Source organism: Ottowia sp. VDI28 (genome assembly GCF_049532675.1).
In the GTDB taxonomy this organism is placed as follows: Bacteria; Pseudomonadota; Gammaproteobacteria; order Burkholderiales; family Burkholderiaceae_C; genus Ottowia.
In genome coordinates, this window is the sequence record NZ_CP149820.1 from 3,769,563 (window position 1) to 3,783,462 (window position 13,900).

Sequence of the window (13,900 nt, forward strand, 5' to 3'; positions counted from 1 at the left end):
CATGACCAAGCAACCCCGCCGCTGGCTCGCTGCCGGCGCCCTGATCGCCGCCAGCCTGTTCGCCGCCGTGCCCGTCACCGCCATGGCACAGACGAAAATCAAGTTCGTGCTGAACTGGAAATACCAGGGCCCTCAGGCCTGGTTCTTCCTGGCGCAGGACAAGGGCTACTTCAAAGCCGAAGGCCTGGACGTGGAAATCGACCAGGGGGAAGGCTCGGCAGCGCCTATCACCAAGGTCGCCTCGGGTGCCTACACCGCCGGCTTCGGCGACATCAACGCCTTGATCGGCCTGGCCGCCAAACGCCCCGGCACCGCGCCAGTGGCCGTAGACATGCTCTACAACACACCTCCCTTCACCATCGTGGTGAAGAAAGACAGCCCCATCAAAACCCCGAAGGACCTGGAAGGCAAGACCATCGGCGGGCCAGCCAATGACGGCGCGCTCAAGCTCTTTCCTGTCTTCGCCAAGCTGGCCAAGGTAGATGCCAGCAAGGTCAACCTGACCAACATGGCGCCCAATCTGCGCGAGCAGATGCTGATGCGCGGCCAGGTTGACGCGGTCTTCGGCTACGTCAACACCATCCGCTTCAGCGCCCGCCTGGCGGGCATCGATCCGGACACCCAACTGCGCTTCATCAAATACGGCGACTACGGCCTGGACCTGTACTCCAACGCCATCATCTTCTCGCGTGCATTCGTCAAGGAGAATCCGGCCGCCGTCAAAGGCTTCCTGAAAGCCTTGAACCGCGCCGTCGTCGAGACCGTGGCCAACCCAGACGCCGCCATGGCCCACGTGATGAAGCGCGAACCGCTGCTCAATCTCGCCGTCGAGAAAGAGCGCCTCATGGCCACTCTGCAGGCCGAGATGAGCCATCCAGAAATCGCCCGCATCGGCCTCGGCGATGTGGACGATGCCCGCTTGCAGCGCGCCATCGCGCTGGTGGTCGAGTCGGATCAGTTGCCCCGCACCCCGAATGTCAGCGAAGTGTTCGACCGCAGCTTCCTGCCCGCGCGCGCCGACCGCCCCTCCAAGCTCTGAATCCGCAGAAAGAATCCCATGGACCTGAAGCTCAAGAACAAAGTCACCATCATCACCGGGCCCGCCAAAGGCATGGGCCGCGCGGTGAGCCTGGCCTTCGCCCGCGAAGGCGCCATTCTGGTATTGGCCGGACGTGACACGGCCGCCATTGAGCCCGTCGCGGCCGAAGCCCGCGCCCTCGGCACGCAAACCCTGGTCGTTGCCTGCGACATGACCGATCCAGCGCAGACCGGCGCCTTGGCCAGTGCGGCGCTCGAGACCTTCGGTCGTATCGATGTGCTGGTGAACGTCGCCGGTGGTTCCGGCCCCATCGGGAAGACAGGGTGGGAAACCACCGCCGAAGAGTTCAACGACATCGTGCAACTCAACATGACGGGCTGCTTCAACACCATCCGGGCGGTCATGCCGGCCATGATCGGCCAGCGCTACGGCAAGGTCGTCAACGTGGGGGGGACCTTCGGCCTGAAGGGCCGCGCCGGACGCCTGGCCTATTCGGCCTCGAAGTGGGGCTTGCGCGGCATCACCAAGAGCTTCGCGCTGGAGGCTGGGCCCCACAACATCAACGTGAACAACGTGGCACCAGGCATGGTCGACGGTCCGCGCTTCCGTGAAAAGGTTTGCGCCAACCTGGTGGCCACACATGGCATCACCCTCGAAGAAGCCATGGCTAAGCACGCCGAGGACTACGCGCTGCGCCGTGTTTCCACGGATGAAGACGTCGCCAACGCCTGCTTGTTCATGGCCAGCGACGTGTCCCGCCAGATGACCGGCGTGGACCTTCCGGTGGACGGCGGCTGGGCTGCCCTCTGATCGCCAGACCCCAAAGAACAGGATCCTTGCCATGTCTACCCACTACAGAGAAGTCGACCTGGTCATCCGGGGCGCGAAGGTCGTCTCGCCCGACCAGATCATCGAAGCCTCGGTCGCCATTGCGGGCGAACACATTGTCGCTGTAGGCCATGACGACACCATGCCTCCGGCCCGCCAGGAGATGCGCGCCGACGGCCTGTACCTGCTGCCGGGTGCCATCGACAGCCACGTGCATTTCCGCGATCCGGGCTACCCCAACAAGGAGACCTGGCGCACGGGCTCGGCCGCAGCGGCCTGCGGCGGCGTGACCACCGTCTTCGAGATGCCCAACACCAATCCCCCCACGGGCACCATCGAGGCGCTGAACCTGAAGCTGAAGGCGGCTGAGTCGTCCTACTGCGACTTCGGGATCCATGGCCTGCTGGGTGACGACACCATCGATCACCTGCAGGATCTGCTGGAGGCGGGTGTCACCAGCTTCAAGGCTTTCGTCGGAAACACCTTCGGCAACCTTCCCTCGCCCACCGATGGCGCCTTGCTCGAAGGCTTCGAGAAGCTGGCGCCGCTGGGCATTCGCACCGTGGTGCATGCCGAAAACTCATCCATCATGGCTCGCCGCCAGAAGCGCCTGGTGGAGGCCGGCCGCATGGACGTTCATGCCCACCTGGCTGCCCGCCCTTCGGTGTGCGAAATCGAGGCCATTGGCCGGGTGCTGACGCTGGCCGAGTGGGCAGGAGCGCGGGTGCATATCGCGCATCACAGCGCGGCCGACTCGCTGTTCGTGATCCGCGCTGCCAAACTGCGCGGCGTGGACGTCACGGTGGAAACCTGCCCGCAGTACATGCTGCTGAGCACCGACGACTTCACCCGGTTTGGCGGCATCATGCGGGTGAACCCGCCCATTCGCGAGAAGCGGCACAACCAGCCGCTGTGGGACGCCCTGATGGACGGCACCATCGACATGATCGCCACCGACCATGCGCCGCACACAGATGAGGAACAAACGCGGGCCGACATCTTCAAGTGCGACTGCGGCTTCCCGGGCGTGGAGACCCAGATGCCGCTGATGCTGACCGAAGTGAACCGGGGCCGCGCCAGCCTGATGGACTATGTCAAGTGGAGCTCGGTCGCGCCGGCCAAAGCCTGGGGCATCTACGGCACCAAGGGCGTGATCGCGCCAGGCGCCCATGCCGACATCGCCATCGTCGACCTGAACCGCTCCGGCGTGCTCAGCCAGGGCAAACTGCAGAGCATCAGCAAACTCAACCCCTGGAATGGCCGCGCCGTACAGGGCTACCCCTTGCACACGCTTTTGCGCGGCCGTTTCGTGATGCGCGATGGCAAGTTGGTGACGGACGCCGTGGGTTGGGGCAAGTCGGTCAAGGGCATCCAGAAAATGCCCACCCCCCAGCCTCGGAACACGCACCTGTACAGCAGCGCCATCCTGGAAACGCCCGCCGGCACCGCGCCGCATGCGCTTCCGGCAGGCTATCCGCTGCCAGCCGTGGAAACGGAGGCAGCGTCATGAACCGCCCCGCCATCCAGCTATCGGACGTCACCCTGCGCTACGGCGCCGGCACCATCGCGCTCGACCACACAGATTTGTTGATCGAACAGGGCGACTTCGTCGCGCTTGTCGGCCCCAGCGGCTGCGGCAAGTCAACGATCCTGAAGCTGGTGGCGGGCCTGCTGGAGCCCAGCTCCGGCGGCGTAGTCGTCGGCGGCAAGGAAATCGGCATCATCGGCAAGGACCACGGCATCGCGCCCGCTTTGCGCATTGGCCTGGCTTTCCAGAACCCGACCATGCTGCCTTGGTTGACGATCCGGGAGAACGTGATGATCCCTCTGAAGATCGTCCAGCCCTTCCGCCAGGATTACGCCCGCAAGAAAAAGGGCGAGTTCGCCGACCGCGCCGAAGCGCTGCTCGAAAAAGTAGGCCTGAAGGGCTTCGGCAACAAACGGCCCTGGCAACTCTCGGGCGGCATGCTGCAACGCGCTTCCCTGTGCCGGGCGCTGATCCACGAGCCGCAGTTGCTGTTGCTCGACGAGCCCTTTGGCGCCCTCGACCAGTTCACCCGCGAAGAACTGTGGGACATCATGCAAGAGCTCTGGATGGAAAAGCGGCCAACCGTGCTGCTGGTCACCCACGATCTGCGCGAGTCGGCCTACCTGGCCACCCGCATCTGCGTGATGACCTCTCGGCCGGGCCGCATCCTGGAGGACCGGGCAGTGCCCTTCGCCCGGCCGCGCACGCTCGAGATGAGCTACGCGCCGGAATTCACGGCGCTGGTGCAGCAGTTGCGCATGCGCATCGCCGAAGCCCGCACCGGAGCCGACACCACTGTCGTTCATCTGCCCTCCAAGACGGCCGCCGCAGCCACAACGAGCACCAAAAGGATCGCCGCATGAACTCGCTTTCTCCCCTGGTGCGTCAGCGGATGCTGTCCGCGACCGCCCTGCTCGGCTTCTTCCTGCTCTGGGAAATCGGCTGCCTGAGCTTCGGTGTCTCCGACCTGATCCTGCCGCGCCCCAGCCAGATCGCCGTGGTGCTCTGGCAAAAAATGCCGCTGCTGTGGCCGCACACGCTGCAGACGCTGTACACCACCTTCGCCGGCTTCGTCATTGGCGTCGCCGCCGGGGTGCTGATCGGCATGGTGATCGGGTCGTCCAAAACGGCCTACGACGTCGCCTACCCTCTGCTGGTCGGGTTCAGCAGCATCCCCAAGGTGGCCGTGGTGCCGATCTTCGTGGTGTGGTTCGGCGCGGGCACGGTGCCTGCCATCCTGACCTCCGCGGTCATCAGCATCTTTCCGGTGGTGGTGAACGTCGCCACCGGCCTGGCCACCACCGAGCCCGAACTGGAAGACGTCTTGAAAGTGCTCGGCGCCAGCAAGCGCGACATCCTGCTCGACGTGGGACTGCCCCGTTCGCTGCCCTACCTGTTCGCGTCGCTCAAGATCGCCATCACCCTGTCCTTCGTCGGTACGGTGTTGTCTGAGACCGTCGCAGCCAACAAGGGTATCGGCAACGTGATGATGATCGCCAGCGGCAACTTCGACGTGCCCATGGTGTTCGCCGGCCTCGTCATCCTGGCCGTGCTGGGTGTGGCCCTCTACTCGGTATCCTCGTACTTCGAATCGCGCATGACCGGTTGGACCCAGCGCAAGAACGATATGACCATGGCCTGAGAACGTGTCGAAAGTCTCCTGACACAAGGAATGTATCCATGAAAAGTATTGCCGTTTTCTCCGGCTCCAACGCAGGCGTGTCGCCGGCCTACCGCGAAGCCGCCGCGGCGCTCGGGCGCGAGATCGCCAGGCGCCAGCTCACGCTGGTCTATGGCGGCACCCACATGGGCCTGATGGGGGTGCTGGCCGATGCGGCACTGGAAGCCGGCGGCGTGGTGATCGGCATCATCACCGAGCGCCTGCACGGCCGCGGCCATCTGCACCCCGGCCTGAGCCGGCACGAAATCGTCGGCCACATGCGCGAGCGCAAGGCGCGCATGGCGGAACTCTCGGACGCCTTCGTGGCCCTGCCGGGCGGCTTGGGCACGCTGGAGGAGCTGTTCGAGGCCGCCACGCTGACCCAGCTCGGCGATCACAAGAAGGCCTGCGGCGCGCTGAACGTCCGAGGTTTCTACGACCCCATGCGCGCCATGCTCACCCATGCGGTACAGGAAGGCTTCATGAAGGCCGAGCACCGCGACATGATGGTCATTGCGGCCCAACCTGGGGAGTTGCTGGACGCGTTGGCCAACTGGCAGGCGCCCACGGTGGACAAATGGATTACCCCGCCCACCCCGGAAACACAGAAGAAAGAAGATTGATATGGCACGCGTACGATTGACCGTCGGCGATATGCAGTTCGTCGCGGAAACGCACCCGGAGGCGCCTGACACGGTGGCCGCATTCCTGAAGATGCTGCCCTTCCGGCAGCAGCTCATCCACGTGAAATGGAGCGGCGAAGGCATCTGGGTTCCGCTCGGAGAATTCAAGCTGGGCGTGGGCTTCGAGAATCACACCAGCCATCCCTCCGTAGGCGACATCCTGTTTTACCCCGGCGGCTACAGCGAGACGGAAATCATCCTGGCTTACGGCGCCTGCAGCTTCTCCAGCAAACTGGGCCAACTGGCCGGCAACCATTTCCTCACCATCGTGGAAGGCAAGGAACAACTTGGCACACTCGGACGGAAAGTCCTGTGGGAAGGTGCTCAGGATGTGCTCTTTGAGGCCATGGCCACTTGAGATGCTCCAGCTGACGATGGTTGCGTTGCCGCGAAAAAATAAGCGGAATCACTCCATCTTTCGGCTGATCACCAACGTCCATGCGGCCACCACCGGCGGCAGCGCAAAACACCACATGCCAGCCACGATGTAGGCCAACGCGGCCAAGGCGCAACCAATGGCAAATGCCAGAAGCGCGCGAATCATCTTGCGCAATCTGCCCAGCGCGGCATCGCGCTCCTCGCCCGTGACACCCCTGAACATGTCGGCCAAATCGATCATCACCTGCGTGGTGGTGCCGGTCATCAAGGTGGAAGGCGGTGCGCTTGCCATATACATGCGCTGCACGCCATTTTGTATGGCCATCGCGCCAACCAGCAACATCCCGGCCGTGAATGCCGGCCATGTATCGCTATCGGGAAATGGGCCTTTGACAAGCATGACCACGGCGGCCCCCAGCAAAGCCACCGCCTTGACCAACAACAGCCAACTCACGGCCGGCTGCCCGCGCGCATGCAAATGGACGCTGACCAGCCGCGACAGAAGAACCACCAGGCAGAAAACCGGCAGGGCTGACAGCTTCGTCAACGCTCCTGCCGTCCCGTGCGCAAACGACGCCCCCAGCGTGACGAAGTTTCCTGTGACGTGGGCTGCAAACAAACCGTTCAAGGCCAGGAAGCCCGCGGTATCGACATAGCCCGCATTGAACCCCAGCAAGGCCGTCAGCTTGGCGGGTATGGGTGGTTGTTCCATAGAAATCCCTTCTCAGGCCATCCAGCACGAACAGCCCAGCGCGCCAAAGAAACTCTTGGGGTCTGAAGAGGGCACGCCGGACGCCCAGGCGTTGGCATGGTTGTGGCCGTGCAGGCCGCAGTTGGTGCCGCAGCCGCAACCCGCGGTCATGTGGCGGTAGCGGGCTGGGTTCAGCGAGTTCCTGCCAGCCCCTTCCGGCTCACCCCAGGCGCCATAGCCCTTGAAGCTGCGCGCAGGCGACCAGTCAGGCATGGCCGGAGGCAGCGGGTTGTCGTCCAGTTCGGCGAAATCGCCTTCTCCGTAGACCACGCGGCCACCCACAACCGTGAGGTGCGAGGTCAGGAACAAAATCTCGTCTTCGGGCACCTTGAAGAAATCCTTGCTGGGCACGATGAAGTCTGCCAGGTAGCCCACCGAGATGCGCCCACGCAGGCCTTCCTCGTTGCTGAACCAAGCCACGTTTTCAGTCCACATGCGCAGGCCGGCTTCACGGTCCAGCAGATTGCGCTGCGGATACATCTGCGTACCGCCCAGCGTCTTGCCGGTGATCATCCACGACAGCGACACCCAGGGGTTGTACGATGCCACGCGCGTGGCATCGGTGCCGGCCGAGACATGCACACCCTTTTCCAGCATACGCTTGATGGGTGGCGTGGCTTCGGCGGCGCGTGCACCGTAGCGCTCAATGAAGTACTCGCCCTGATAGGCCATGCGATGCTGCACGGCCACCCCGCCGCCCAGCGCGGCGATACGGTCAAGGGATTTCTCGGAGATGGTCTCGGCGTGGTCGAAGAACCAGTGGATCCCGGTCAGCGGTGTGTCGCGGTGGACCTTCTCGAACACATCAAGCGCGCGCGTGATGGTTTCGTCGTAAGTGGCATGCAAGCGCCAGGGCCACTTGTTCTGTACCAGCACGCGCACCACCTCCTCCAGGTCGCTCTCCATGCTGGGGGGCATGTCGGGGCGCGGCTGGCGGAAGTCTTCGAAGTCAGCCGCCGAGTAGACCAACATCTCGCCCGCGCCGTTGTGGCGAAAGTAATCGTCGCCCTGCTTGTACTTGACCGAGGCCGTCCAGTTCAGGAAATCCTCTTTTTCTTGCCGGGGTTTTTGCGTGAACAAGTTGTAGGCCAAGCGCACCGTGATCTGGTTGGCGTCGGCCAGCTTCTGGATCACCTCGTAATCCTCGGGGTAGTTCTGGAAGCCGCCGCCCGCGTCGATCACACCGGTTACACCCAAGCGGTTGAGCTCGCGCATGAAGTGGCGCGTGGAGTTGATCTGGTAGTCCAGTGGCAACTTGGGGCCCTTGGCCAGCGTGGCATAGAGAATGGTGGCATTGGGCTTGGCCAGCAATAGGCCACTGGGGTTTCCCGCGGCATCGCGCACGATCTCGCCACCGGGCGGGGCTGGCGTGTCCTTGTTGTATCCCACGGCGCGCAGCGCGGCCCCGTTGAGCAGCGCACGGTCATACAGGTGCAGCAGAAACACGGGCGTATCGGGTGCGATCGCGTTGATTTCCTGCAGCGTGGGCAGGCGTTTCTCAGCGAACTGATGCTCAGTGAAGCCCCCCACCACACGGACCCATTGCGGCGCTGGGGTCACGGCCACCTGGCGCTTGAGCATATCCAGGGCATCAGCCAACGAGCGCACGCCGTCCCAGCGCAACTCCAGGTTGTAATTGAGGCCGCCGCGTACGACATGGGTGTGGTTGTCGAACAGGCCGGGCAGCACACTCCTGCGCCGAAGATCGACACGCCGCGTGGTGCCGCCCGCCAATGCCAGGATTTCGTGGTCATCACCCACGGCCACAAAACGGCCGTCTTGAATGGCCACCGCGCTGGCCACGGGCTTGCGGCGGTCCAGCGTGGTAATTTGGCCATTGAAAAAAATGGCATCCGGATGGGGTTGGGACATGGCAAATGCTCCTTGGTGATCAGAAGATGCGTGCAGCTTGCAACCGTGAGCATCGCCTGCTCGCCCATCAACATTCCTGACGATCCTACCAATGCAACAAAAAGGCCCCCACGCTTCCCCGCTTCGCGTGGTCCGCTGCCCCCGAGGGGGTGTTTTTGTTTTGGGGCGGCCCGGCAACAAAAAACCCGCCGTTCTACGTGGCGGGTTTCATGGGTGCGGGCGCTTAAACTGCCTGCGGACTAGCTTTCTTCAAGATACCGTACAGCTCATCCTTGATGTGCAGCTTTTCCTTTTTCAGTGCTTCAATCTGTTCTTGCGTCGCGGGTTCCTGACCATCTGCCATGCGATTGATCTGGTGGTCGAGTGCATGGTGTTTTTCAAACAGGCGCGCAAAATGGGTATTTTCCATTTTCAGCTTGTGGATCAGGTCGCGGTACTCAGGAAACATTGCTTCTCCTTTCAGTGGTGACGAACGGTGAGAGCCTGTTTGCGCCAATCCGAGCTGTCGGGGCTGCAAACAGGTCTCCAGCGTAGCCTTTCCTGCCGGCCTGATCAACCTACCCTGGTCAATTCGGGGTTACATAGGGTGAATTCGTCTGGGTATCCAAGGTATCCTGGATACTTGTGGTTGGTGTGACCTGCTGGGTACGCCCATCCTCAGCCACGCAATCGGCGTAATACCGCACGTTGTCCTGGTCGTCCCGCACCTCCACCAAGCCATGGATGTCGGTCTCGAAACCAGGGCACATCAAGGCGAACTCGCGCGCGAACTTGAGGTAATCCACAATTTTCTTGTTGAACACCTCTCCCGGGATCAGGAGCGGGATGCCGGGCGGGTATGGCGTGACCAGGCCCACGGTAATGCGCCCTTCCAGGTTGTCGATCTCCACCCGCTCCACCTTGCGCCGCGCAATGCAAGCATAGGCATCTGCCGGATTCATGGCCGGCTGCAGCTCCGAGAGGTACATGTCGGTGGTCAGGCGGGCAATGTCGTACTTGGCGTACAACTGGTGCACGTGCTGGCACAGATCGCGCAAGCCCATTCGCTCGTAGCGGCGGTGGTGCTGGCAGAACTCGGGCATGATGCGCCAGAGCGGTTGGTTGCGGTCGTAGTCGTCCTTGAACTGCTGCAACTCGGTCAGCATGGTATTCCAGCGGCCCTTGGTGATGCCGATGGTGAACATGATGAAAAAGCTGTAAAGACCGGTCTTTTCGACCACCACGCCATGTTCGGCCAGGTATTTGGTCACGATCGAGGCGGGAATCCCCGTCTTGTGGAATTTCCCGTCAAGATCGAGCCCCGGCGTGACAATGGTGGCCTTGATCGGATCCAGCATGTTGAACCCGGCCGCCAGCTTGCCGAAGCCATGCCAGTTGCTCGCCCGGGTGGTGCCGTTCTTGATGATCCAGTCTTCCGCGCGGCCAATGCCCTCGGGCGCCAGCTTGTCCGGCCCCCAGACCTTGAACCACCAGTCATCCTTGCCGAACTCAGCCTCCACCTTGCGCATGGCGCGGCGGAAATCGAGCGCCTCGGTGATACTTTCCTCCACCATCGCGGTGCCCCCTGGGGGCTCCATCATGGCGGCGGCCACATCACAGCTGGCAATGATGCTGTACTGCGGGCTGGTCGAGGTGTGCATCAGGTACGCCTCGTTGAACAGATAGCGGTCCAGCTTCACGTTCTGCGAATCCTGCACCAGCACATGGCTGGCCTGGCTGATACCGGCCAGCAGCTTGTGGATCGACTGGGTGGAATACACCATCGACTCCTTCGGCCGTGCCCGCTTCCGGCCCATGGCGTGATAGGTGCCATAGAACGGGTGGAAAGCGGCGTGCGGCAGCCAGGCTTCGTCAAAATGCAGGTTGTCTACATAGCCGTCGAGCATCTGCTTGATGGTTTCGGTGTTGTAGAGCACACCATCGTATGTGGATTGCGTAAGCGAAAGAATGCGCGGCTTCACCTTGTCTGCATCGATATGCTTGAGCAGCGGATTGGCGCGGATCTTGGCCTTGATGGCCTCTGGCTCGAACTCGGATTTCGGGATCGGCCCGATGATGCCGTAGTGGTTGCGCGTGGGCTTCAGGAACACGGGGATTGCCCCGGTCATGATGATGGCGTGCAGGTTGCTCTTGTGGCAATTACGGTCTACCAGCACCACATCGCCCGGCGCCACCGTGTGGTGCCAGACCATCTTGTTGCTGGTGGAAGTGCCGTTGGTCACGAAAAAGCAGTGGTCGGCATTGAAGATGCGCGCCGCATTGCGCTCGCTCTCGCCAATGGCGCCATCGTGATCCAGCAGTTGGCCCAGCTCTTCCACGGCGTTGCAGACGTCCGCGCGCAGCATGTTCTCACCGTAGAACTGGTGGTACATCTGGCCGATGGGGCTCTTCAGGAAGGCCACCCCGCCAGAATGACCCGGGCAGTGCCATGAGTACGAGCCGTCTTCGGCGTAATCCAGCAGCGCCTTGAAGAACGGAGGCTGAATGCTCTCCAGGTAGCTCTTGGCCTCCCGGATGATGTGCTTGGCCACGAACTCCGGCGTGTCCTCGAACATATGGATGAAACCATGCAGTTCGCGCAGGATGTCGTTGGGCAGGTGCTGGCTGGTCTTGGTTTCGCCGTAGATATAGATCGGCACATCGCTGTTCTTGCGCCGCACTTCCTGGATGAAGTTGCGCAGCATCACCACGGCCGGGTCCAGCTCGGGCCCGGACGAGGAGAACTCTTCATCGTCAATCGAGAGAATGAAGGCGCTGGCGCGGCTCTGCTGCTGGGCAAACTGGCTCAGATCGCCATAACTGGTGGCGCCCAGCACCTCGAACCCTTCGGACTGTATGGCGTCGGCAAGCGCACGGATACCCAGGCCGGAACTGTTCTCGGCGCGGAAGTCCTCATCGATGATGACAATTGGAAAACGGAATTTCATGGGGCAGGCTCCAGCCGCGAATTGGCAATGCAGCGGCGAAGTGTACGGAATTGCGAAGACAGTGCGGTTTCAAAAGGGCGTTTTGCCCGAGCAAAAGCGTGTTTTGTTCGAGAATGTCGCCAGATGGTCACAATGTCCATCAGAATCAAGGTTGACGGAGGATTTAATGGCCGTATCGACAATGTGGTGGATTGTGGCCGGCGCCATGGTGGCGCTGGAGCTCTTCACCGGTACTTTCTACCTATTGATGCTCAGCATCGGCCTGGCGGCCGGCGGGCTCGTGGCGCTGGCTGGCGCGTCAAACGCTGCCCAGTTCATCGCCGCGGCGGTGGTGGGCGGGGGCGCCGTCATCATCTGCTACTTCGTGCGCCGCCGCCGCCCGGGTGATCCATCGCCACGGGCCGACCGGAGCGTCAATCTCGACGTGGGCGAAACCGTGCAAGTGCCTGGTTGGGATGCCGACGGCACGGCCCAGATCCGCTACCGTGGCGCACAATGGACAGCCATTCACCGGCCAGGTGTCTCCCCTCACCCCGGCCCGCACCGCGTCGTCGAACTGGTAGGCAACCGCCTCCTGGTCGAAGCACTCTAATCCTCCTCCAATCCACCCTTCCTGAAAGGAAATCGCCTTGGAAATCGCCATCGTCCTGTTTGTCATCGCCGTCATCTTCATCACTCGCGCGGTAAAGGTGGTGCCCCAGCAAAATGCCTGGGTGGTGGAGCGGCTGGGCAAATACAACACCACGCTTTCGCCAGGCCTGAGCTTTCTGGTGCCTTTCATCGACCGCGTGGCCTACAAGCACAGCCTGAAGGAAATCCCCCTTGATGTGCCCAGCCAGGTCTGCATCACGCGGGACAACACCCAGCTGCAGGTAGACGGCATCCTGTATTTCCAGGTGACCGACCCCATGCGCGCCAGCTATGGTTCGAGCAACTACGTGGTGGCTATCACCCAACTGGCGCAAACCTCCCTGCGTAGCGTGATCGGCAAGCTCGAGCTCGACAAGACCTTTGAAGAGCGCGACATGATCAACGCCCAGGTCGTGCAGGCCATTGACGAAGCGGCCTTGAACTGGGGCGTGAAAGTGCTCCGCTACGAAATCAAGGATTTGACGCCGCCCGCTGAAATCCTGCGCGCCATGCAGGCTCAGATCACCGCAGAACGTGAAAAGCGCGCCTTGATCGCCGCCTCCGAAGGCCGCCGCCAGGAGCAGATCAACATCGCCACGGGTGAGCGCGAAGCCTTCATCGCCCGCTCGGAAGGTGAAAAGCAGTCGATCATCAACACGGCGCAGGGCGAAGCCGCCTCGATCACCGCCGTGGCCGAAGCGACCGCGCAAGCCATCGAGCGCGTTGCCGCGGCCATCCGCCAGCCAGGCGGCGACCAGGCTGTGCAGCTCAAAGTGGCCGAAAAAGCCGTGGAGGCCTACAGCAAGGTCGCTGCCGACGCTACCACTACCTTGGTGGTGCCGGCCAACATGACCGAAGTTTCCACGCTGATCAGCTCGGCCATGAAAATGGTGCAAGCGCAAAAACCCACGGCGTGACGATCTTCTGACGGAGAATGCAGCAACGGGCCCAAGCGGCCCGTTTTGCATGGCCACGCCCTTTTCCCATCCGAACCGGCACCTGACACCATGGCGCGCCCGCTGACCACTGAAGAGTTCCTCGCCATTGCCAAGCAAAACCCCCGCAATGCCGAACTGCTGAAGCGGTTGCCTGCCCTCGGGCTGAATCAATGCCATCTCGCGGCAGGTTGCCTGTTCCAGGCGGCGTGGAATCACCTCTCCGGCCAGCCGGTTGACTGGGGCGTAAGCGACTACGACATCTTCTACTTCGATGACCGCGACCTGTCATGGGAAGCTGAGGACGCGGTGATCCAGCATGCCAGCGCCAAGTTGGCGGACCTGGGTGCCAAGATCGAGCTCAAGAACCAGGCACGGGTACATCTCTGGTTTCCCAAGCGATTCAATGCGCCCTATCCCCAATTGCACAGCGCCCGAGACGGCATCGACCGGTATTTGATTCCCTGCACGTGCGTGGGTATCGAAGTACGCAGCGGCGAACTGTACGCCCCCAATGGTCTTGAAGATCTCACCGGAGGCATTCTTCGGATAAACCCCCTGCTCCCGCAACCGGAAATGTTCCTGAGAAAAGCGCAAAGCTATCAGGAAAGATGGCCCTGGCTGACGATCGCGTAAGACATAGGGATTGCCACTACCTATAGATACCAA

General features: G+C 62.2%; 14 protein-coding genes. 10 read left to right on the plus strand and 4 right to left on the minus strand.

All coding sequences use genetic code 11. The features are described from left to right. Position 1 precedes the first annotated feature (1 nt). From WJU18_RS17900 to WJU18_RS17930, 7 genes are read left to right on the plus strand one after another with little or no spacing between them, the layout of a single operon-like run. Positions 2 to 1,039, plus strand: a complete 1,038-nt coding sequence (locus tag WJU18_RS17900; RefSeq protein ID WP_423454426.1) for an ABC transporter substrate-binding protein — start codon at positions 2 to 4, stop codon at positions 1,037 to 1,039. 18 nt (positions 1,040 to 1,057) lie between these two features. Continuing rightward, complete coding sequence (locus WJU18_RS17905; RefSeq protein WP_423454428.1) at positions 1,058 to 1,849, plus strand: SDR family NAD(P)-dependent oxidoreductase; 792 nt, start codon at positions 1,058 to 1,060, stop codon at positions 1,847 to 1,849. A 31-nt stretch (positions 1,850 to 1,880) separates the two neighbouring features. Then, a complete protein-coding gene (gene allB, locus WJU18_RS17910) occupies positions 1,881 to 3,377 on the plus strand; it encodes an allantoinase AllB (RefSeq protein WP_423454429.1) in 1,497 nt (498 codons plus the stop codon). Next, positions 3,374 to 4,258 (plus strand): ABC transporter ATP-binding protein, encoded by an 885-nt coding sequence (locus tag WJU18_RS17915; protein ID WP_423454431.1) that lies wholly within the window; start codon positions 3,374 to 3,376, stop codon positions 4,256 to 4,258. Before allB ends, WJU18_RS17915 begins: the two co-directional genes overlap by 4 nt. Continuing rightward, the gene (locus WJU18_RS17920) at positions 4,255 to 5,037 is read left to right on the plus strand and encodes an ABC transporter permease (RefSeq protein WP_423454433.1); all 783 of its coding nucleotides are present in this window, start codon (positions 4,255 to 4,257) and stop codon (positions 5,035 to 5,037) included. Before WJU18_RS17915 ends, WJU18_RS17920 begins: the two co-directional genes overlap by 4 nt. Before the next feature lie 38 nt (positions 5,038 to 5,075). Further along, the gene (locus tag WJU18_RS17925) at positions 5,076 to 5,678 is read left to right on the plus strand and encodes a TIGR00730 family Rossman fold protein (protein ID WP_423454435.1); all 603 of its coding nucleotides are present in this window, start codon (positions 5,076 to 5,078) and stop codon (positions 5,676 to 5,678) included. A 1-nt stretch (position 5,679) separates the two neighbouring features. Further along, positions 5,680 to 6,096 (plus strand): DUF3830 family protein, encoded by a 417-nt coding sequence (locus tag WJU18_RS17930; protein WP_423454437.1) that lies wholly within the window; start codon positions 5,680 to 5,682, stop codon positions 6,094 to 6,096. Between the two features lie 48 nt (positions 6,097 to 6,144). Here the strand turns inward: WJU18_RS17930 and WJU18_RS17935 are convergent, their stop codons facing one another. The 4 genes from WJU18_RS17935 to WJU18_RS17950 form a co-directional block, all read right to left on the minus strand. After that, on the minus strand, positions 6,145 to 6,813 hold the full coding sequence (locus tag WJU18_RS17935) for a YoaK family protein (RefSeq protein WP_423461031.1): 669 nt from the start codon (positions 6,811 to 6,813) through the stop codon (positions 6,145 to 6,147). A gap of 27 nt (positions 6,814 to 6,840) precedes the next feature. After that, positions 6,841 to 8,739: an amidohydrolase gene (locus WJU18_RS17940; protein WP_423454439.1), complete on the minus strand. Its 1,899-nt coding sequence runs from the start codon at positions 8,737 to 8,739 to the stop codon at positions 6,841 to 6,843. Between the two features lie 223 nt (positions 8,740 to 8,962). After that, the gene (locus WJU18_RS17945) at positions 8,963 to 9,256 is read right to left on the minus strand and encodes a YdcH family protein (protein ID WP_423454441.1); all 294 of its coding nucleotides are present in this window, start codon (positions 9,254 to 9,256) and stop codon (positions 8,963 to 8,965) included. Positions 9,257 to 9,305: 49 nt separating this feature from the next. Next, entirely contained in the window at positions 9,306 to 11,666 is a 2,361-nt protein-coding gene (locus tag WJU18_RS17950; RefSeq protein WP_423454442.1) for an Orn/Lys/Arg decarboxylase N-terminal domain-containing protein, read from the minus strand. A 166-nt stretch (positions 11,667 to 11,832) separates the two neighbouring features. On the opposite strand from WJU18_RS17950, the gene WJU18_RS17955 reads away from it, so the two are divergent. The 3 genes from WJU18_RS17955 to WJU18_RS17965 all read left to right on the plus strand — a co-directional run bounded on the left by WJU18_RS17955 (position 11,833) and on the right by WJU18_RS17965 (position 13,867). Beyond that, complete coding sequence (locus WJU18_RS17955; protein WP_423454444.1) at positions 11,833 to 12,258, plus strand: NfeD family protein; 426 nt, start codon at positions 11,833 to 11,835, stop codon at positions 12,256 to 12,258. A gap of 37 nt (positions 12,259 to 12,295) precedes the next feature. Beyond that, a complete protein-coding gene (locus WJU18_RS17960; RefSeq protein ID WP_423454446.1) occupies positions 12,296 to 13,213 on the plus strand; it encodes an SPFH domain-containing protein in 918 nt (305 codons plus the stop codon). A gap of 90 nt (positions 13,214 to 13,303) precedes the next feature. Then, positions 13,304 to 13,867 (plus strand): nucleotidyltransferase family protein, encoded by a 564-nt coding sequence (locus WJU18_RS17965; RefSeq protein WP_423454448.1) that lies wholly within the window; start codon positions 13,304 to 13,306, stop codon positions 13,865 to 13,867. Positions 13,868 to 13,900 lie beyond the last annotated feature (33 nt).